The sequence below is a fragment of the Ruegeria sp. BI11 genome (genome assembly GCF_056538005.1).
In genome coordinates this window covers 363447-383051 of record NZ_JBQFSM010000002.1, presented here as the reverse complement: position 1 = coordinate 383051, position 19605 = coordinate 363447, and the positions used below count along the sequence as shown (strand labels likewise).

Sequence of the window (19605 nt, the reverse complement as noted above, 5' to 3'; positions counted from 1 at the left end):
AGCGGGGCAGGGCGGTTGCGTAGCTTTTGCCCATGACCAGACCTGCCTCTTTCAAGTACTTTAAAACCAGTCCCGAGATCATCCGCTTGGCCGTGATGCTGTACATCCGATTCCCGCTTTCGCTTCGGAATGTCGAAGATCTGTTGCACGAGCGAGGCATCGACGTGAGCCACGAAAATGTCCGATATTGGTGGAACCGGTTTGGCCCGATGTTTGCTGCTGAGATCAGACGGAAGCGTGTTCAGCAGCTGCGCGCATTCTCCAAATGGAAGTGGCACGTCGACGAGGTCTTTGTGAAGGTGAACGGTAAGCGGCACTATCTGTGGCGCGCCGTCGATCAAGAAGGCGAGGTGCTCGAAACAGTCGTAACCAAACGTCGAAACAAGCAGGCAGCATTGAAATTCCTCAAGAAATTGATGAAGCGACACGGTACAGCGGATAAAGTTGTAACGGATCGCTTCGCATCGTATCGGGCCGCGCTCAGAGAGCTGGGAGCCACCGAAAAACAACAGACGGGCAGGTGGCTTAACAACCGCGTCGAGAATTCGCACCTGCCGTTTCGACGACGCGAACGAGCCATGCAACGTTTCAGACGCATTCGAAGTTTACAGAAATTCGTCTCCGTCCATTCCTCCATCTACAACCATTTCAACCAGGAAAGATCGCTAGCCAGCAGAAATACTTTCAAGTTGACACGCACCGCCGCTCTCGCAGAGTGGCGCCAACTTGGTGCGGCATAAAGGACAGCCCTATTGGCCTAACTGAGACTGGTTCGAATTTGTCTGACAGCACCTTTTTCCACATTTGTTTTGCTGTTACGCAAATTGGTCTCGGTTGTGACGTTCTAAGAAAAACCGTTCCAGTTCTTTATTGGTTTATAAACCGATTTCACCGATCGATGGTGCCCGAGGCAAACGACAGCTTTGTCCGCATTGCGGTCGCTCGCTACGTTTCGGGGGATGTCCGCTTCGAGCCCAAACCAGGCGAACACCGTAAATCGTACTACTGTTGTGGCGAGTACCAAATTGGTGAAGTGTATGCGCGTTCCTGTGCCGTCATTGGGACGTTACTTGGCATTTGTATTCCAAATTTGACGGCATCATACGCGGTCCATCGGGGGGTCGGGACTTCTACAACCCGAGCATAATAAAATGCGCTTTCCGAAGGATCAAAATCCGGGTCCTGCCACACAGTTCCCAGCTCAGAGGCCCCAATTGTGTTGGTCCACGAGGGGATAGAAAGGTCCACTGTGGTGCCGACTGAGGGCAACTTACCGGCGGCATCTGGTTCGCGGGCCCCAGACCAAGCCACGTCATAGACTTTTTCCTGCTGTTGGCCTTCGGCGTCCAACCAACCTTTTATGATTTGGATGCGATCCAGATTTGCTCCCACGGGGTCGCGAAGTGCATAGACTAAAAAGGAAGGGGCGCCTTCCCCAGGACTGAGGTCACCACCCATCGGCACGCCTTTGGAATAACCCACCAGAGCCAAGTCACGTCGCAGGGCATCTTCTTCTTTGAAGCCATAGCCTCCGAACATTCGGACGCGCATTCGTGGTCCTGTAGTTGCATAGGTCTCGCGCCGATGCATCGCATCCCAGATTGCCTCGCGGGAATTCTCCTGCGCCCACACAGCTGTCAAACCGCCAGTAATGTATTGGGACGAAAGCAGCGCAACAGTCCCGTCAGCATAGGTCTTACTGACATGTTGGCTGCGCTCTGCGCTGGGCTCATACCCGGTGAACTTCCCGAAGAAATTGTCGTTGTCAGGAGCCGTCAAACCTGTGTGCGTGTCACTCGCTCCGCCTAGGCCAAACTTGAATGGGTTTGCGCCCAAAGCCTTTTGCAAGGCTAAGCCGCGAAGCAACCCAGATCGTGCGTATTCACCGGGCAACATTTCCAGCTCTTTAGGAACAGAAGCATCCAGATTGCCGTAATCCCAAGTTTCGAAGTCAGCAAATTCGTCGTCAGGTGACAGGAACGGGTGGGCTTCACCGTCGCCTTTTATCTGTGTTGGTTCGTAAAGCCTTTCCCATTTGTTTCGCGCCTCTGCATAGGCGGGATCTAAAGGCACCCCTTCCTCAAAGTCATCCACTAGTGGGAACATCCAACCGTTCGATAGGTTTCCGTTATGCGGGATAGCGAGCACACGCCCACCAGTGGTTTCCTCATAGTTCTCCAACCACTTCCAAAGATCACGAGGATTAGGTGAGCCGACGGGCGGCGTCGTTGTATAAGGCAGTATCTGTCTTGTGAGCTCGGGGCCGTCGCGAAAGATCACATTTCGATGCAAATTGTTCCCTGCAACGAGAGATGTCCATTCATAGGCGATAAAGGTGCTGAACACGCCGGGATCATTGTACTCTTGTGCGGCATCTATGATGCCGTCCCAAACACGCGCGTACGCCGGATTTCCTGGTTGATAATTTAACGCCGGTGAAACCTGCCCTTGTGCAAAAGCTGCAGTAAGTTCGAGCGCAGCCGCCAAGGCGGCTTCCCCGCCTTTATTGAACTCTTCGTGGAAATACCTGCCTTGTTCATCCGCCAAGATGTTTGGAGCACCCCCAATTATATCGGTGATCGCACCCATCGCATCTGAGTGATCTGTAATCATGAAGAAGTCGAGCGGTCTCGACAATTTCACAGGTTGACCCGTATTCGACACAACTTCTTCGCCACGCGCAAATCGATAGGCGTCACGCGGCATGAGGCGCGTACCGCCTCCACCAGCATCCCCGGAAAGACCAGTGTGAACGTGGGTGTCACCAAAAAAGACTTGAGTTGGATATGCGCGCTTGGCGTAAGGTGAATAAGGTCGGCCGGAAGGACCGGAAAGGCCTGACGGATTTATTGCATCCTGAGCTAAGACTGGGCTCCCCAGAATGAGAGCTGCTGGCAAAACATAGCGAAACAATTTTTCCTCCTTAATTGAAAGCACCATAACACAACTCTGATCCGGAACTTATTCCGACTAAGTTCGAATGCCTGCAAAGTCCGTGCAGCGAACGATCTCTTTGAGGCCAAAGTGAATGCTCGCCCAGATTTCATAGGATGGTCGAAACTAGATCAAAACCATCTCTATTGCGGTCCGGTTGTCAGAATCGCAATCTTAGGTGATCTTTGGATAAATTGAAGGATCGCAATATGTTTAGATATCTAATAATTGCTCTCAGTTTTGCCGCATCTACTGCACTCATTGCGCAAGAGGCATCTGATGAAGCCATTGAGACGGAAGAGGACACGGCGACTTCATCAGACCTGCTAACTGACGCAGAGTTGCAGACATTGGTCGCTCCGGTGGCTCTTTACCCCGACACGTTACTCATACAGATATTTGTCGCAGCAACACAGCCACTAGAGATTGTAAAGGCAGAGCGGTATTTGCTGGACAACGCCGACCGTGAGCCCGTCGAACTTGAACCGGAAATCGAAGCCATGGGCTGGGATCCTTCCGTCACTGTATTGGCAACAGCCTTCCCGGAAGTCGTCGGTCAAATGGCCACCCATATCGATTGGACCGAGACGGTAGGAACAGCCATGCTGGCCCAATCCGATGATGTGATGAGTGCAGTTCAAGTAATGCGGGATCAGGCGATTGACAGCGGCGCTCTTGTTTCAGGGCCCGAGCAAACTGTCGAGGTAACTGATGAGGAAACTGTTGTTATTACTCCGACACAGCCCGAAACAGTGTACGTCCCGCAGTATAATCCTGAGACTGTCTATACTGGCACCTCAACCGGAGATGTTGTGGGCGCGGCCTTGCTGACTTTTGGAGCCGTGGCTCTAATCGACGAGATTTTCGACGATGACGACGATTGGTATGACTATTGGGGATGCCGAAACTGCGGCGGCTGGGGTGGTGGCCCGATTTACAGAAACCCTGACATCGACATTGATGTCGATGGCAACGTCAATATCGGTAATGACATAGATCTGGGTGACCGAACGGATATCGGTTGGAAACCCGATCCTGACCGTCAACAGGAGGCCCGAGACAAAATTGCCGATCACAAAAGACCTGAAAGTGGTCGCGGCGAATTGCCGGTTAATCGTCCTGAGGGTCGAACGGATGAACTGCGCGCTAAGTTGAGCCGCGAGACCGGTGTTTCAGACATAAGCCGGGACCGTGCGGCTGCTGCGGCCGCAGTCGGCGCGAGCGCAGGGGCTGTTGCTGGCGGTGCTCTGGCAAACCGGAGCAATGGGAACAAGTCGCTGCCTCAGGTGAACCGCGGCAATGTCGATCGGGATAAAGCTGCAGCAAAACAGCAGGTAATCGATCGTACCAAACGTCCGGATGCGGCGAAAAAACCTGTCGCACAAAGGTCGCAGACCGCTAAGAAGCCGCAAGCGAAGAAAGCTGCAACCACCCAGCGCAAGCCAGCGGCGTCCAAGGGGCAAGCGATGAAGAAAAATGCGTCCGGCAGCAGAACACAAAGCGCGTCCAAGCGTGGGCACGCCGCCAAGGGCAAGCGGAGACGGTAACATGCTAAGATCGGTACTTTCAGTTTTGTTGATAGCTGCGACCACAAGCACGGCGCTGTCGGACGGAGCGCAATTTGATACTCCTCAAACCGCATTGGACGCATTTGTTGATGCGTTGAAGGCCAATGATCAGATTAAGCTACTCGCAGTTTTCGGACCCGAAGCCGAAGATTTGATTGGAACGGGTGATCCAGCGGAAGATCAAGAAAGACGGAAAGAAGTGCTCAGCATGTACGCTGAAGGGTACCGTTTTCAGCCAGAGAGTGATGGGGTTGTACTTCTTCTGGGTGAAGACAGTTGGCCCTTTCCGATCCCAATTCTTCAAACAGAAAACGGTTGGCGCTTTGACTTGGAAGCTGGGATCGAGGAACTCTCAGCCCGCGAAATCGGGTTGAATGAATTGGAAGTGATCGAATTGCTTGAGGCCTATGTTGATCTTCAAGCCGCATTCCGCCTTCAGGATCACAACGGTGATGGCGTCATGGAATTCGCACAGACGATCATTTCCGATCCAGGAAAGCGAAACGGGCTTTTCTGGCCAGAAGATGACAGCTTCGTTGGTGCAGCACTTGCCCGAGCCGCAGCTTACGGGTGGAGCGACGGTGAGGTCGACTATGAAGCCGAACCATTCTTAGGGTACTATTACACGATCTTGCAGGGTCAGGGGCCGAATGCACCAGGAGGTGCCTATTCCTACTTTGTTGGTGATCATTTTATAGCGGGACATGCCTTGCTGGCAGTACCTTCTGAATATGGGGAAACTGGCATCCATTCCTTTCTGGTTAGCGAAAACGGCATAATCTACGAGGCTGATTTTGGGCCGGAGACATTCAATATCATAGGTGAAATCACAATCTACGATCCCGACGCAAATTGGTTACCAGCAGAGTAATAGTTGATTGATAGCGACGCTTAGGATTTGCGCCTGGGTAAAGCCGCTTTTTGCGTTGTATCTGGCTAGGTTAAGTTCAATTGTTTCGGAGTACTCGAACCGGTTCAGTAAGGATCGGTCTCAAAACGCGTTTGTAACGGTGAACAAAGTGGCCGTCGTCCGATTTTGATCCATTCTATTGCTTTTTTATGATTTGGCTAACTAACGGAAAAGTCCGCGCAACAGACGTTGAGCAGATTTCACTGAATGACCGCATCGAGCCCATTTCAGTCCTTAGAAGGGTATTGTCAGAATAACATTGCTTGAGCGGGGCAGGGGTGTTGCGTAGCTTTTTCCCATGACCAGACCTGCCTCTTTCAAGTACTTCCAAACCAGCCCAGAGGTCATCCGTCTTGCGGTGATGCTGTACATCCGTTTCCCGCTCTCGCTTCGGAATGTCGAAGATCTGTTGCACGAGCGAGGCATCGACGTGAGTCACGAAACTGTCCGGTATTGGTGGAATAGGTTTGGCCCAATGTTTGCTGCTGAGATCAGACGGAAGCGTGTTCAGCAGTTGCGCGCGTTCTCCAAATGGAAGTGGCATGTAGACGAGGTTTTCGTGAAGGTGAATGGCAAGAGGCACTACCTCTAGCGGGCTGTAGATCATGAGGGCGAAGTGCTGGAAGCAATCGTCACCAAACGCCGAAACAAGCAGGCCGCGTTGAAATTCCTCAGGAAATTGATGAAGCGACACGGTAAAGCGGAAAACGTCGTCACGGATCGCTTCGCCTCATACAGAGCCGCGCTCAGAGAGCTGGGCGCGCTCGAAACACATAAGACGGGAAGGTGGCTCAACAACCGCGTCGAGAACTCGCACCTGCCGTTTCGACGACGCGAACGCGCGATGCAACGTTTCAGGCGCATGCGAAGTTTGCAGAAATTCGCCTCCGTCCATTCCTCCGTTTACAACCACTTCAACCAGGAAAGATCGCTAGCCAGCCGAGACACCTTCAAGTTGACACGAAGCGCCGCTCTTGCCGAGTGGCGCGAACTTGGTGCTGGATAAAGGACAGCGTCACTGGCCTAATAGAGACTGGTTCGAATTCGTCTGACAGCACCCAGAAAACAAAGTTCGAGGCCGATCGTCGGCCTTGAACCGCCCAGCGAAACCTTGGTCCTTGGGCCCGAAAGGGCGGAAAGCTGACTTTCGTTGTGTCCGCATAATAGGCAAGGACCTCTGCCGAAAGCTGACATTCGATTGATTTTGCAACTAAGATAATCACTGCGCCGCCGAAAATCGGCTGCAAGATCAAGATCACCAGATAGCATCCAGCCGATAATGAGAATAGAAAAAGCCATGAAACCTATCACAAGAAACTGACCAAAACACCATGGCTACAGACCTTAAATCCTATGGCATCGATGCCGCCTTTACCCGTGGCGCACTCAAAGGTTCACAGATTGAGCCCAGTTATTCCGGCGCTCTGAGTTTTATGCGCCGCAAATACACAAAGGATCTTGAGGGGGCGGATGTAGCGATCACCGGAGTTCCCTTTGATCTTTCTGTGAGTAACCGTCCTGGAACCCGCTTTGGCCCAGAGGCAATTCGCAAGGCAAGCGCTCAACATGCCTGGGGCCCAATTTGGCCCTGGCGGTTTGATCCATTCGATACGCTTGCAGCAATCGATTACGGTGATTGCGTTTTCGACTGGGGCGTGCCCCAAGACGTCCCGTTGGCCATAGAGCGCCACATATCGGAGATAATCTCGGGAGGAACGGCCAGCCTTGTTCTGGGCGGCGATCATTTCATCACCTATCCGGTACTTAAGTCCTATGCTGAGAAGTACGGCCCAATCGGTCTCATCCAGTTTGATGCCCATCGGGACGTCGAGCCCGACGAGGGTGGACGCATGGATCACGGCAGTATGTTCAACCTAGCGGTTCGCGAGGGCATCATAGATCCGCAACGGACCGTTCAGGTGGGCATCCGCACCTGTTTCGAGGGCGAAGAGACCTATGGCATGAAAATCTTGCATGCAGACGCCGTACATGCTGCTCCAGCTGAAGAGATTGCCGCAACCATTTTGTCCACCGCTGGGGATGGTCCGACCTACCTGACCTTCGACATAGACTGCCTCGATCCGTCCACTGCTCCCGGGACGGGCACACCGGTCCCGGGCGGGCTTACCAGCTACCAAGCGCTCGCCATAATCCGGGCCATGAAGGGGCTCGATCCAGTCGGCATGGATGTGGTCGAAGTCTCCCCCCCGTTTGATCATGCGGAGATGACCTCCAACGCAGCCGCAATGATCGCCGCAGAACTTCTTTGCCTGAAAGCCTGGGCCAGAGGAGCTCGGGCCGTTTCAGAATAGCCAATAAATCGTCTGTTGCTTGTCTCACAAGTGGAGAATAGCTGCGTGCGGCTTGGCCCCAATAGGCCGTCCGCAGATTGCGCCCTTCTGTCTATTCGAGCTCAAATGTCCGGTAAGGGGCAACGGATCCATAAGTTCGTTTGGACATTCTCTCTATCAAATGGCTCAAGCATCAATCATGGCTGACGATTGATTTCACCAAGAATTGTAGACCTCTACGGTCTTTGCTTTCAGGCTATATTGCGCCTCAATGTTTGCAGCGCCATCAAAAAAGACGACGTCGCGCCGTGTATCCTCGGCGTTCAATTCTCCTTCGATCCAGAAAGCTTCGAAGATTGAGCTGAAGGCAACACCCTTTGGATAGTCCACATGGACAATCTGGTTTGGAGGCGGTGTTGGCGTGTGAACGCAGGCACCTGCAACTGGCACAAACAGGAATTCTGTCACCTTTTTCTCTTCGAAGGCGAGCGGGACAACGTAACCGGCAAGCCGTATAGATTGTCCGAGAATGTTCTGGTTGGGTGCGCGCCTTGCTTTGCCATTCTGAGCGATGATGTTCCGCCGCTCTCTCATCAGGCCGTCTACGTCAACTTGATGCATTGAGAGGAGTGTAAGAGCAGCTTCGTTGCGTTCAAATAGTGCCATATCTTCCCGTTCGCGCGGTGTCGACGTGCGCCATTCGACGTGGATGCGCATGGCGTCGCGCAGAAACGGTCGCATGTCGGCAAAGGGCGTTTCGCTGGAGACATGCACTGGTAGCAGATCCTGCCAGCCAATCACACGCGTACCTGTCGACATGTTTTGCGGCGCTACACTGACTGGCGTTCGGGTCAAATCAAGCGGAGCTGCAAGCGGATCAAACGGCATACCACCGGGTTGCTGGCCCGCAATCGCGCGCTGCCATGCGCTCTCAATGCTTTGTGCCGCAACCGGGAGAGATATCAGACCAAACAGAGCGCCAATCGCAAAAGCTGACAGCGGACTCGTCATCCCTCAGACACTCTCACGCTAGTAACTGCGACGCCTCGGCGCAGTTTCTCGTCGTCGCCTTCTTCCCACTCCGGCTCGGTCAATAGTTTGTCCGGTTCGCCGTCGCGATCAATATCGTAGACCAGTTCGCCGCCAAAATAGGTTTGCAGCACTTCAGTCTTGTGAAATTCAAAAACGTTCTCTTCGGCCTGTCTGCGAATATCTCGGTCGAGCACGATGATGTCTGCAATCTTGCCTTCCTCGAGACTCCCCAACACATCGCCCCGATCCTGAAGGCGTGCACTACCCAGGGTCGAGCCATGGATAACCTCTTCAAAGGTCAATGGTTCACCGGGCATGACAAGACCGCCGGGTGTTCCCATAGCCTGTCGTGTCATGCCGATCTCCATTCCTTCCCACGGCGAAAACACAGGAGACGTCGGCGCGTCAGGTCCAAATCCATACTCCATGAACTCGGTCACGAGTTTGAACTGGTACATACGCTCCAGCACCTCTTTTGGCAGGTTCTGACTGGTCACATTACGAAAGTACTCCTCGGTGGGATCAGCCCAGTGAAGTTGAAGCTGCCCGGAAACCCCGAGCCGAGACATGCGACGAGCGTTGTCGATAGACAAATGGTCAACATGCGTGAAAATCTGAGGGATGTCGTCGCGAAGGGGCTCGCCGGTTTCATGTGCAAATTCCAGCGCGTCGAGCGAGCGGCGGATCCCCGCGTTCCCTTCAACGTGCAGCATCAAGGTAAAATCACGCTCTGTTAGTGCGTCGAAAATCTCTGCAAGGTTGTCTGGTCGAAAGTTCATATCCGGCCGTGTGCCGTCCAGATACGGGCCTTCCATATAGGCAAAACGCCCCGGTGTTCCATCAATAGCGAACTTCACAGTGTTCGCATGGAGAATACTGGGATCAACGCCCGCATCCTCGACTGCGGCCCGCCGTATCTCTAATTGTTCGATCATTGCGGTATCGCCCTCTGGCGTGCCGGTGCCCCAGAACACCATGGCTAATTCGTGCCTGAGTGTTAGTTCTCCTTTTTGCGCCAAACGGACGTAGACGTCATCTGCCCCCTCCTTGGACCCGGCGGCAGCTTCCGTTGCACCGGTGACCCCGACCGCGTTGAGCACGCGAGCGGCACCAATAATCGCTTCCTCCTGTTTCTCAAAAGAATAGAGTTTGTGCTGTTCGACAAACCCTGTCGAAAGGTGAGCTTTCTCCTGCAAAAGTCCGGAAGGTTCATCGCCAGCGTCATTCAAAGGCATGTAGCCGCCTTTCGGTGGCTCCCAATCGGCAGTGATCCCGAGGTATTCCAGAGCTTTCGTCGAATACCAGCCGTTATGTTGCGTATTGTCGGAGATCAATGCAGGGCGTCCACCAACGATTTCGTCCAGTTCTTCCTTGGTGGGATTCTGAAAATGCGCGTCGGACCAACCGCCGCCGATCACCCACTCATCTGGCCCGAGCGTCGCCGCGTACTCCCGGATTACTTCGACAACCTCCTCACGCGACGCATCGTTGTAACCGAACAGGTTGAGCATGACGAAATGCGTCTGCCCAAAGATGCGTGTGTGCAAGTGAGTGTCGATGATACCAGCCATAACGGTATTTGTGCCCGCATCCACGATCTGGGTGCCATCGCCTGCCAACTCGCGGCAACTGTCATCAGTGCGTACACAAATGATCGTGTTTCCCGCAACCGCCACGGATTGCGCCAGTGGCAACTCGGGGTTTGACGTGATGATGTTTTCACTCAGGAAAACGGTGTCGGCTTGCTGAGCAAGTAGCGGCGAGCCTGCGAGCAAAATAGCTAGCGCGAGCGCGCTGTATCCTGATTTCATTTTCAAGTGATTCCCTAAATGCTGACTGTTTGGAGGTTGGCAAAAGACCACAACGAGCGTCAAATCAACTTTTCAACAAAATGGACGCAGGATCTGGCTCTACATCTTTGGCAACCTGATAAAGCGCATCACACCGTTGCACCTGCCTAATTAATCGCAGTGCTTGAACAACATCAGTTTTGTTGTAGCAAAACGGCCTATACTTACGGCGGGAGATCGAAGTTTCAAACCGAACGGCCGGGTCTTTCTCGATCTCACCCGCAACTTGTAGACGGCGCCCTACTGACCATTGCAGGCACTACCATTTTGATCACTTACGTACTGTCGATCCGGCATGGTATCGTGCATATGCGGCGAACGGCAGCATTGCTGAGCCGCGGTACAGCATCCCTGTAGACGGCTGGATGTCGGCTTTGGGCCGCACTCGCAACCCAAATTCCAAGAGGTCACCCATCCAGAACCTTCAACGTAAGCTCAGCAATCCTCTGAAAGCCCTTCCGTCCCGCAATTTCATATCCCTGAATGGCATATGCCTTGCGCTTTGCCTTGAAATGCTCCGCAGAGTCCTGCGCCAGTTTGTGCGCTTCCTCAAGCTCGCTTTTGCCCATTTGATATGCCGTGTATGCCAATCTCATCTGGAAGATCGTGGCACGACCGAATTCGGCGGCAAAAATGGCTGGCGTCTTGCCGGTGTAAGTTTGGAGAGTTGGGTTCGCGCCAGCAACAAGAAGAGCTTCAAAACATCGATCGGCTCCGACCTTGGCGGCTGAATGCAATGCTGTCCGACCAAGTGCGTCACGCGCATCAATATCCACATGGCGATCAATGAGGGCGTTTACCATGTCTACATCTTTTCGCTCGGCCGCCAGCATCAGCGCAGTCTGTTTCAAATAGTCCCGCGCATTCAGAACATCCGTGGGCAGCAAGCTTACTAGCTTCAAATGCGTTTCGGCCATCGAGTTAGCAAGTTCGACCGGATCTTTGTGGATTCCGGAATAGGTCGGCATTTGCCTCATTGCACGCACAAGATCCGGCACCATCTTTGATGTCACAGTGAAGAACGTGTCACCACGCACATCTCTTAGCTTGCGCTTAAGCTTGCCGCGAAAGTGCTTGATGAAACCGCGTACCTCCAACTCTGACGCACTGGAGAGAAGCAAACCAGCGTATGACCTAATGATGTCAGATTCTTGTTGAAGCGGCGCTTCGATTTCCACCCCTTCATAAGGGCGAACAATGTTCTCCCAGAACCAAGCCGCGTGATCGGCCGCCGCTAAGCGCATAGAGTAATCGATCGGGCCTTCACCGAGCTTCCAGCGAGCAGCTACTTCAGGCTCAACTGACTTGCAAAGTAATCGAAAACTGCGTTCCGCACTGCGACGGCTGAACGCTTCCTGAGCAACCGCAAGTGAGAAGTTGAGCTTAGCGATATCCAGTTTCAGTGGACCGATGGACCGTGCCAGACAGAGTTCGAGAGCCTTTTCAGCGTGTTTGCACGCGCCGTCAAAATTTCCTGACGAAATTGCGTTAAGGGCGCTAAGATAGGCGAGGTCCGGTTCAAACTCGGCAATGCCGGGCAATTTTCGAAGCTTTACCAAGTGTGCTGCGACACGGTATTGGCGATCGGGTTCATTGCTTTTCTGGATTTCAATGCAGTGATCGATGGCTTCCTGAATCCTTTGTCGCTGTTCTACCAAGCTTCCGTTGAATGTCATTATCGCCGGCGACCTTAGCTTTAGATCTCCAAAAACATCGGGGAGCGTATCGTCGCACGGTACAGAACTTATTATTCCACTCAGGAAATCGGCTACCTGCTCTGTGGCCAGTAGCCTTCCGGACCCGTCTGGTGTAATCACACGAAACGGGCCTTCCTTTATCCAGAATGGTAGAGCCTTAGCGAAAGCCTGATCGGCCGATGCCGGGTTGGCCGGGTCTGTCGCGACAGTAGCCTCGTGGCTCCACCTAAAAAGCTCGATCAATTGCAGCGCCTTGTTGCGCATAGGATCCGCGTCGTTCGGCTGAACACCTGGCGTCAAAAATCCAACGAGATCCTTGTAACTTTGCTCGAGTGCACGCGCCCAAAGCAACAACGAGCGAAGCTGCGGTGTCGACAGATGAGCTTCGTCTGAACTCTTATATGAAAACTTATGATCGTCATTAAACCACTCCATGATCCTGGAAATCGCTGGCGTCGTTCGGCCTGACTTCCAGTTGTCAAGGGTCCGTCTCCTTTCTTCATCGTACTCTCCCCAAAGCCGATCGAGAGGTCCTTCCACCTGCTTCAGCCACCAACTCAGAATTGCTTCGACCGGCAGGATCAAACGATTTGAGTTCGCAGTGTCTTGATGGGGCAAAAACCAAAGATCTTCTTCAGGCATGCGAGGTAAAAGCGCTTCATCCTGACACCAGAAGCCCCACGTTCTGCCAAGGGCAGGCATAACGTCGAACGCAAGAAGCACCCAAAGTGCCTGCTGCGGATTTACCGAATATGTCCGCGTGTGGAGCTCTAACGCATCCAGAGAAAGCCCAAGTCTCAAAGCTTGCTCAACAACATCGCCCCATAGGGTTGATGATTGCTCCAGACCCAACGCCTGCCTTAGCAGATCAAGCAACTCGAGCGTTCGGTCAGCCCCTCCCTCCAATCGCATCTCCGAATTTGCATAACGGCGGCGTTCGGCGTGCTGCCATTTCGGTGAGCCGAATAGCGACACAGCATAAAGGAGTGCGGAATGTGAAGTTGGAAGTTGAGCTTTCGGCAGAGTGTCGAGCATGGTCACACCTCAGCCTGTTGGCGGTGCAGCCTGGACAGCTCTGCCTTCACGTTTCGAAACGCCCGTCGATCACTCGGTGTTCGTGAGAAAACCAGCAATCCACCACCAGCCAGGAATAGCTTTGAGTGTTTTTTTCCAGAGACATAACGCACCCAAGACTTCACTTCTTTTGCAATCACCTTGTTCAACTCCTTGTCTTTTGAATAATACACTTTGCACCTCGATAAGGGGATGGCGGCGCAACCACCATCCCAATCATTTCTTTCAGTAACTGTCGTGGCCGAGCCTTTTGTAGAAGCCTTTGTGCGTGCTGCGCGCGGCTGGCTAGAGGCTACTTATTTCCCCTTAGGCGGATTGTTTCCGCGGCCAGAACCAGATTTGTTTCCTGTGGTTGATGGGCCGTTCGTAGGGCGTGGATTTGCCATTTCTCTTTCCTTTTCTTTGATCCATTTTCTGCCTCGCAACTGAATGTTGCTTGGCATGAGGAAGAGATAATCGAAGCCGCCCCCATCCGTGAGGAAATCGGGAATACAGTCGCAAAACTGATCATGAGGGAGACAATTGGCCTTAAGATCACGTCAAACAGCCAATTTACACCTCGGTCCAGAGCAGTTCGCACGGCGAATGTCTGCTAAGCGGGCTGCATCTGCAGCGGTAGGTACCAGAGCTAGACGGCGGCTTGGGGCCGGAGCATTTTTGCATCAGGCATCCGTCATATGCTGGACCAGTGCGGTCAGCTGTCTGTCGCCGTAGCCATCGTCCCAAGCCGTTTTGGTGCGGTCGTGCATCAACTGGATGAATTCAGCGGGCGCCTTAAGTGAGTGATAGGTCTTCAACGCGTCCTCTTGCGCCATCGCGTAAACCTTCAGGGAGGCTTCCGCACTGTCGTAATCCTCAACCGGAACAGTTCTGGTAAAGAGGTCATGGTAGTCATTGACCAATTTGATTGTAGCAGGGAGTTGGTCGACATAAACCTGCATCGGGATGCCCGCTTTCTGGCAGACAAGTGCACCGTAGATCATTCCGAACATGAACCCCTGCCGAACCGTGAAGAGGCCGGCAAAGAGCGCGGCAAGTGCCGCTGGTTTCTCTCCAACATGGGCGGACTTTCCACCCAATTCTCTGATGATATTGCCATAGCGGCCCCAAGTTCCGGCACTGCCCACCGTAAGGATTGTGGTTTCGTCACCACCAATGCCGGAAGGGTAGGCATTGATCATGCCCAGCATGTAGCCAGCCCCTTTTCCCTGAAGGATAGCGACCAGTCTATCGGCATCCGAGGTATCGCCCGTGCTCATGTCACAGATGGTCTTTCCCTCGAGCGAGACGCTTAGCCCGTTGACCAGTTCAATAGTCTCTCTGTGGCTCTTGACATAGATGATGACAAAATCAGACACCGCAATGGCATCATTCGGTGAAGAGCAGATCGTGGCTCCAGCCTCGGCAAAAACCACTGCCTTTGCCGACGTGCGGTTCCAAACGCTGACATCGTGGCCTGCCTTGTGCAAGCAATGCGCTAGTGCTGAGCCCATATTGCCCAGTCCCAAAACAGCAATTTCCATAATGTTTGCCTCGTGTGGTCGCCAATGAATTAATGCACCAGCATGCGGCGGCACCGGAGGATCACATAGTTGTAAATTTTTATATATTGTTAGATGATCTTACTTATGGATTGGCGCGCGCTTCCCTCTTTGACATCTCTCAGAGCCTTCGCCGCTGCTGCCGAGTTTCGAAATCTGACCCGGGCGGCAGAGGCGCTGAACGTGACCCATTCCGCAGTCAGCCAGCAAATCCGCGGGCTCGAACAACATCTCGGCACTCGGCTTATCACACGTACCCGACACGGCATTTCTCTGACATCGCAAGGCGAATTCCTGTCGGCTGGCCTGCTTAAAGCCTTCGCTGAAATGGCCTCCTTGACCGAGAGCATGTCGAGTGCAGAGTCGGTTCGACCGTTGGTGGTCAGTGCGACTCCGATGTTTTCAAGCGCGTTCCTCATGCCGCGTCTGTCGACATTTATTAACGAATTCCCCAATATCGAATTGAGGATCGATTCAACGATCCAGGCTGTCGATCTCAAGCCGGGCGGGGTTGATATGGCCATCCGATACGGAACGGGTCGCTGGCAAGGGCTTGTCTCGCAGATACTGCTGCCAGGCTGTCTAACGGTCGTCGCGTCCCGCGAACTAATCGGAAACCGGGTGCTCACGAATCCCTTAGAATTGCTAGATTTCACGCTTCTTCAGGAGCAAGCGTCAGTCGAGTTTGACCTGTGGTTAGAAAAGGTCGGAGTTGCGACTGACGCCGACCGGAGAGTTGTCCGCGTGCCGGGCAATATGCTGCTGGATGGCATCCGTCGCGGTGATGGTATCGGGGCGACGGTCCCGGCTTTTGTTTCTGACGAGTTGAAGTCGGGACAACTTGTGGCGCTGTTCGACGATCCAATACCTCAGATCGGCTACTACCTTGTCACTTTGCCCGGCCCGGTTCGACCGGCGGCAAAGCTGTTCATGCAGTGGCTCTCGAAATCAATTACCGAATATGAGAAAAGCCTTTTCCGATGGACGCCTTCTCACTTGCTGTAGGCAATTAAGAGCACCGACTAGAGTCAAATTAGGTCTGACTTGCCGTACATGACTGTGCGAACAGTGCGTAAATTGGTGCCGGATATGGTCATGTTCCCGCAACTTGGCGTTCATAATCCGCGCCATCATACCAACCGAGCGATTTGGTGACCTTCAGGTTGTCGTCTAGGTCCCATTCTTCCCAGCCCGAGAAACGAACGTGGTTACCGGTTTCTTTATGATGGCCTTCGAAAGTCCACGCATAGACCATGTGGTGATCGGCGACGAGAACCGTGTCTAGGTTAAGAACGAGGTCTGGGAAGTCAGCCATAAATCCCGCCGCCATGTCGCCAATCTCGGTCCGGCTCTTCATTGGCTCGCCACCGTTCATTATCATTAATGTATGTTCAGCATATCTTCCCGCGACATCGCCTGACGCCCGGTTTGTCCAAGCAGCGCAGTGATCTTGTGCCATGCGGCGGGCGGTTTGCACATCAGGTGTCATCTATATCTGCATGTCCTAAAAGTCGCGAAAATATATGGTTGCAGAAACGTTAATCGGACCTCTCAAAGCAATCAAGTTTGCTTAACATCGCTTCTCAACGACGGCAGGCTTGTTCGCCTCACGGCCATCCGCTTGTTGAAATTGCGGCGTTTTATACGAACGACAGTTCTCGGAAAGCCGATGGGTGAACTCTTAGAGATATCTAATGTCGGCTGTGGGCCGTCGACGAAGACGGCCCTGCGAAGTTAAATTTCAATGGCTTCAGCGATGGCCAGAGCATCCTCTAGTTCAACACCTAGGTACCGGACTGTACTGTCCATCTTTGTGTGTCCGAGAAGTAGTTGCACTGCCCGAAGGTTGCCCGTCTTTTTGTAGATCTGGGTGACCTTTGTTCTTCGCATTGAATGAGTACCGTAAGCACTCGCTTCGAGACCGATCGAAGTGACCCACTCGCGGACGATCCGCGCATATTGGCGGGTTGAGATGTGCAGTCGCTCATGGAAGCGACCTGGCCACAAATATTCTGACCCGACCATTAGCTCATCCTCCATCCATTTCTCAACGGAAGCTCGCGTACCTTCGGAAACCTCAAAGCGAACAGGTTTCTGCGTTTTGCTTTGCAGTACCGAGGCACGTTCCTTGATTTGACCAGATGCCATCACATCGACGACTTTCATCTTCACGAGATCGCACCCCCGCAGCTTGCTGTCGATCGCCATATTGAACAGCGCTAGGTCGCGGTGGTTCTCGGCCAATTCAAGTCGAACACGGATCGCCCAGACATGCTTTGGCTTCAGCGGTCGTTTCTGACCCACGATGCGGCCCTTGTTCCATGCGGGGCGAAGTGCGCGAATGGCTGGTAGGTTTGGTGTTTCCATGACTGATCCTCCGATCCGCCATGCCCTCCCAAAACGACAACCCGACGTTGACGAGGCACCATATCACGGATTGCTGCGCAGCCTCTGAGGTCCGGAAGGAGCCCAACCTGTAAGTTCGCCTCAATGACACACGCACGCTCACAGCATGATTATTGCTGCATCTGCGAAGTTCCTAGCGCTGCGAGGTGACAGATAGACCAGCCATTGGTACGCAATGCAGTGAAATTAGACCGGGCAATCCACACGTTGGCAGAATGGATCCTACCCGCATCCCCAGAGATCGGCACTGCGCCGACATCTTCTTTTTACCGTTTGTTTGAGGGCCGGTATCCCATTGCCTGTCTTTGGGAAACGCTGCTTTTTCAGCGGGCCGCTGTGAGCTGATAGAAATCAAATCGTTCGAGCCGAAATTTCGACGACTTAGAGCGTTGAAAAATAGGAAGAACGCGGGCCTTTCAACCCAAGCACGTCACAGAAATTGAATGTCCAGCTCTTAATTTCCTTCAATTGTCCACTGCTGCGACCAACGTTCCAGCTCACGTAGAACGGCGTCCAGAGACTTCCCTTTTTTTGTGAGAGAGTATTCGGTTTTTGGCGGCACCTCCGCATAGACTTTGCGGTGGATGACCCCATGGTCTTCCAACTCACGAAGCTTTCGCGTCAGGACGCGTTGCGTAACATCGGGCATTTCGCGGCGCAATTCGCCATACCGTTTGGTTCCCGATTGCAGCGTGTGGAGTATCTGGCATTTCCATTTGCCACCTATGATCTCAATCGCGACCTCGGCTGGGCAATGGTGATCGGTCATGTTCTGCTTTGCATCATTTGCCATTCCGGACCTCAATTATGATACGCATCACAGCTTTGGAAGAAAGCATGGCAAAACCTTGCTCCACATTTTGCAACAGATGCCTACGCTTATTTGCACAGAATTTCCCCTTGGTATCCATTTGGTTCCTACTAACATCAATCGTAGGTAGATGTCATGTTGTTACGACAGTCAATGAAGCGGCCCGATCTGATCCGGGAAATCTGAAAATTCCAGATGACAGAAAAGGCCTTCTACCACTGCACCCCGCCGAACCAGACAGGAGGCCCCATGAAACCGAACTTCATTATCCCACTCGCCACAGGCGCGCTTTCTCTTGCGCTTGCAACCGGTGCAGCCGCATCTGACAACCCACAATCCACCACCGTTCTTGAGTTTGCGGATGCCAACACCTTGTTCGTTGCAGATTCCGATGGTGCAAAGATTTACGCATATACGCTGCCGGATGCCGTTCCAGCCACAGAATCTCGCGGCTATAACCTCATCGGGCTCGGCGCGCAGATCGTCGAGCAGTTGGGGGTGAACCCCTTTGCGATCAGCTATCACGATATTGCCGTGAACCAGGTCTCGAAGGAAACCTACATTTCCCTTTCGATCCGCGCAGGCGTTGAGAAATCCCCAATGGTCATCCGGGTCGATCAGGATGGGACCATTGTTCCACTCGACCTTGCGGCTCTGAACAGCACATCCTTCGCGCTGAGCGATACCCCGGATGATAGCGTGACGTTCTGGCGTGACATCCCGGCTTCGACCTTCACTGTCACCGATATGGATTATGTCGACGGCTCGCTGTTTGTGGCGGGGCTATCGACGGGGGAGTTCGCCTCGACCCTGCGGCAGGTGCCGTATCCGTTTGACAGCAGCGCCGCCGCTTCCAGTATCGAGATGTTCCATACGGTTCACAATCAGACCGAAACCCGCGCCCCGATCCGCGCGATGAGCGTAGTGGACCTGAACGGGACGCAGACCGTTGTGGCGGCCTATACCTGTACGCCATTGGTCACGATCCCTTCGGCTGATCTGGTCGATGGCAGCCACGTCATTGCTAAAACTGTCGCTGAGCTTGGCTATGGCAATACCCCGCTTGAGGTGCTGCATTTCACCGCGCCCAATGATGAGTTCCAGCCCGAAGAATATGTGCTGGTCATCAACAAGGAACGCGACGCCGACCTGATGCGCGTGACCGACCTTGCGACCGCATCGGAAAGCGAAGGCCTGTCGCAACCTGTATTGTGGGGGGATGCCGGTGTGGAAACCACAGCGCGTCCGTTGGGCGCCGTGTTGCAGGCCGATGATCAGGATGAGCAGTATCTACTGACGCTGAAACGGAACCTCGATACCGGCGACGTTGATCTGGTGTCGTTCCGCAAGGGCGCTTATTTCCGCCTGAATGACTTTGTGAGCGAATACAACTTCCCTGATTACGCCTATTCCGATGAGCAGGAGTTCTACCGCACATTCCAGAACCTGCTGAAAGCGGATGCAGGCTATCCTGATCTGCAAAGGTAGGAT

Annotated in this window: 14 protein-coding genes and 1 pseudogene; 7 read left to right on the top strand and 8 right to left on the bottom strand. The window is 53.4% G+C overall.

The features are described 5' to 3' along the window. Positions 1-32: 32 nt before the first annotated feature. Positions 33-740, top strand: a complete 708-nt coding sequence (locus ACR0DT_RS06680; protein WP_480709965.1) for an IS6 family transposase — start codon at positions 33-35, stop codon at positions 738-740. Positions 741-1002: 262 nt separating this feature from the next. Here the strand turns inward: ACR0DT_RS06680 and ACR0DT_RS06675 are convergent, their stop codons facing one another. After that, positions 1003-2940, bottom strand: a complete 1938-nt coding sequence (locus tag ACR0DT_RS06675) for a DUF3604 domain-containing protein (protein ID WP_480709964.1) — start codon at positions 2938-2940, stop codon at positions 1003-1005. A 203-nt stretch (positions 2941-3143) separates the two neighbouring features. On the opposite strand from ACR0DT_RS06675, the gene ACR0DT_RS06670 reads away from it, so the two are divergent. The 4 genes and pseudogenes from ACR0DT_RS06670 (at position 3144) to speB (ending at position 7724) form a co-directional block, all read left to right on the top strand. Next, positions 3144-4481 (top strand): DUF3300 domain-containing protein, encoded by a 1338-nt coding sequence (locus tag ACR0DT_RS06670; RefSeq protein ID WP_480709963.1) that lies wholly within the window; start codon positions 3144-3146, stop codon positions 4479-4481. Position 4482: 1 nt separating this feature from the next. Continuing rightward, entirely contained in the window at positions 4483-5373 is an 891-nt protein-coding gene (locus tag ACR0DT_RS06665; protein WP_480709962.1) for a DUF2950 family protein, read from the top strand. A gap of 337 nt (positions 5374-5710) precedes the next feature. Next, positions 5711-6418 (top strand): annotated as a pseudogene (locus tag ACR0DT_RS06660) (IS6 family transposase). 325 nt (positions 6419-6743) lie between these two features. Next, on the top strand, positions 6744-7724 hold the full coding sequence (gene speB / locus ACR0DT_RS06655; protein WP_170352649.1) for an agmatinase: 981 nt from the start codon (positions 6744-6746) through the stop codon (positions 7722-7724). Positions 7725-7919: 195 nt separating this feature from the next. Here speB and ACR0DT_RS06650 read toward each other — a convergent pair whose 3' ends face one another. The 4 genes from ACR0DT_RS06650 to ACR0DT_RS06635 all read right to left on the bottom strand — a co-directional run bounded on the left by ACR0DT_RS06650 (position 7920) and on the right by ACR0DT_RS06635 (position 14933). Beyond that, positions 7920-8714: a DUF3299 domain-containing protein gene (locus ACR0DT_RS06650; RefSeq protein WP_480709961.1), complete on the bottom strand. Its 795-nt coding sequence runs from the start codon at positions 8712-8714 to the stop codon at positions 7920-7922. Beyond that, positions 8711-10546, bottom strand: a complete 1836-nt coding sequence (locus ACR0DT_RS06645) for an amidohydrolase (protein ID WP_170486578.1) — start codon at positions 10544-10546, stop codon at positions 8711-8713. The genes ACR0DT_RS06650 and ACR0DT_RS06645 overlap by 4 nt, the downstream gene beginning before the upstream one ends. A gap of 446 nt (positions 10547-10992) precedes the next feature. Further along, a complete protein-coding gene (locus ACR0DT_RS06640) occupies positions 10993-13317 on the bottom strand; it encodes an ankyrin repeat domain-containing protein (RefSeq protein ID WP_480709960.1) in 2325 nt (774 codons plus the stop codon). Positions 13318-14018: 701 nt separating this feature from the next. Next, a complete protein-coding gene (locus ACR0DT_RS06635) occupies positions 14019-14933 on the bottom strand; it encodes an NAD(P)-dependent oxidoreductase (RefSeq protein WP_480709959.1) in 915 nt (304 codons plus the stop codon). Positions 14934-14972: 39 nt separating this feature from the next. Here ACR0DT_RS06635 and ACR0DT_RS06630 point away from each other — a divergent pair, with 39 nt between their 5' ends. Then, entirely contained in the window at positions 14973-15902 is a 930-nt protein-coding gene (locus ACR0DT_RS06630; protein ID WP_480709958.1) for a LysR family transcriptional regulator, read from the top strand. Positions 15903-15990: 88 nt separating this feature from the next. Here ACR0DT_RS06630 and ACR0DT_RS06625 read toward each other — a convergent pair whose 3' ends face one another. From ACR0DT_RS06625 to ACR0DT_RS06615, 3 genes are all read right to left on the bottom strand, one after another. Next, positions 15991-16386, bottom strand: coding sequence for a nuclear transport factor 2 family protein (locus ACR0DT_RS06625; RefSeq protein ID WP_170689468.1), 396 nt, complete (start codon positions 16384-16386; stop codon positions 15991-15993). 245 nt (positions 16387-16631) lie between these two features. After that, complete coding sequence (locus ACR0DT_RS06620) at positions 16632-17264, bottom strand: tyrosine-type recombinase/integrase (protein ID WP_170689469.1); 633 nt, start codon at positions 17262-17264, stop codon at positions 16632-16634. A gap of 493 nt (positions 17265-17757) precedes the next feature. Beyond that, the gene (locus tag ACR0DT_RS06615; RefSeq protein WP_170689470.1) at positions 17758-18096 is read right to left on the bottom strand and encodes a winged helix-turn-helix transcriptional regulator; all 339 of its coding nucleotides are present in this window, start codon (positions 18094-18096) and stop codon (positions 17758-17760) included. Between the two features lie 267 nt (positions 18097-18363). Here ACR0DT_RS06615 and ACR0DT_RS06610 point away from each other — a divergent pair, with 267 nt between their 5' ends. Then, entirely contained in the window at positions 18364-19602 is a 1239-nt protein-coding gene (locus ACR0DT_RS06610) for a hypothetical protein (RefSeq protein WP_170689471.1), read from the top strand. Positions 19603-19605: the final 3 nt, after the last annotated feature.

Excerpts from the sequence above, each read along its gene's own strand:
- ACR0DT_RS06680 (WP_480709965.1), top strand. The coding sequence starts at position 33 with ATGACCAGACCTGCCTCTTTCAAGTACTTTAAAACCAGTCCCGAGATC.
- ACR0DT_RS06675 (WP_480709964.1), bottom strand. The coding sequence starts at position 2,940 with ATGGTGCTTTCAATTAAGGAGGAAAAATTGTTTCGCTATGTTTTGCCA.
- ACR0DT_RS06670 (WP_480709963.1), top strand. The coding sequence starts at position 3,144 with ATGTTTAGATATCTAATAATTGCTCTCAGTTTTGCCGCATCTACTGCA.
- ACR0DT_RS06665 (WP_480709962.1), top strand. The coding sequence starts at position 4,483 with ATGCTAAGATCGGTACTTTCAGTTTTGTTGATAGCTGCGACCACAAGC.
- speB (WP_170352649.1), top strand. The coding sequence starts at position 6,744 with ATGGCTACAGACCTTAAATCCTATGGCATCGATGCCGCCTTTACCCGT.
- ACR0DT_RS06650 (WP_480709961.1), bottom strand. The coding sequence starts at position 8,714 with ATGACGAGTCCGCTGTCAGCTTTTGCGATTGGCGCTCTGTTTGGTCTG.
- ACR0DT_RS06645 (WP_170486578.1), bottom strand. The coding sequence starts at position 10,546 with ATGAAATCAGGATACAGCGCGCTCGCGCTAGCTATTTTGCTCGCAGGC.
- ACR0DT_RS06640 (WP_480709960.1), bottom strand. The coding sequence starts at position 13,317 with ATGCTCGACACTCTGCCGAAAGCTCAACTTCCAACTTCACATTCCGCA.
- ACR0DT_RS06630 (WP_480709958.1), top strand. The coding sequence starts at position 14,973 with ATGATCTTACTTATGGATTGGCGCGCGCTTCCCTCTTTGACATCTCTC.
- ACR0DT_RS06625 (WP_170689468.1), bottom strand. The coding sequence starts at position 16,386 with ATGACACCTGATGTGCAAACCGCCCGCCGCATGGCACAAGATCACTGC.
- ACR0DT_RS06620 (WP_170689469.1), bottom strand. The coding sequence starts at position 17,264 with ATGGAAACACCAAACCTACCAGCCATTCGCGCACTTCGCCCCGCATGG.
- ACR0DT_RS06615 (WP_170689470.1), bottom strand. The coding sequence starts at position 18,096 with ATGGCAAATGATGCAAAGCAGAACATGACCGATCACCATTGCCCAGCC.
- ACR0DT_RS06610 (WP_170689471.1), top strand. The coding sequence starts at position 18,364 with ATGAAACCGAACTTCATTATCCCACTCGCCACAGGCGCGCTTTCTCTT.